The sequence below is a fragment of the Paenibacillus forsythiae T98 genome (assembly GCF_000520735.1).
Lineage (GTDB): Bacteria > Bacillota > Bacilli > Paenibacillales > Paenibacillaceae > Paenibacillus_AQ > Paenibacillus_AQ forsythiae.
The window spans coordinates 1-366 of record NZ_ASSC01000016.1 but is presented as its reverse complement, the minus strand read 5'-3'; the positions used below and the strand labels follow the sequence as shown (position 1 = coordinate 366).

Annotated in this window: 1 protein-coding gene; it reads left to right on the top strand. The window is 55.7% G+C overall.

The window, feature by feature from the left end; translation table 11 throughout:
- Nucleotides 1–279, top strand: a 279-nt coding sequence (locus L692_RS27415) for a metal ABC transporter permease (protein WP_036721153.1), incomplete at its 5' end; no start/stop codon positions are given.
- Between the last annotated feature and the right edge of the window lie 87 nt (nt 280–366).

Sequence of the window (366 nt, the reverse complement as noted above, 5' to 3'; positions counted from 1 at the left end):
GTACTGCTGGTGTCCGCGCTGATCGTGCTGCCCGCTTCGCTGGCTTTGCGGGTCGCCTCGGGCTTTGTCTCCGCCATTGCGGTGTCGGTCGGCGCTGGTCTGACCGGCGTATTCGGCGGTCTGACCGCCTCCTACTACATCAACACTCCGCCGGGCGGAACCATCGCCCTGCTTCTGCTCGTCCTGTTGCTTGTCACCATTCAGGCGCAGAAGCTGGCTGTCCGCAGAAAACGCAGAATTCTTGTTCAAGCATCGCATGAAGACAAATTTGAATTTTAAAAAAAGGAAAGGGGAGTTAGATCCAGCTATGAAATTTCGAATCCGCCATTTTGCCGTTCTTTCCCTGTCGTCTCTCCTGATAGCCGC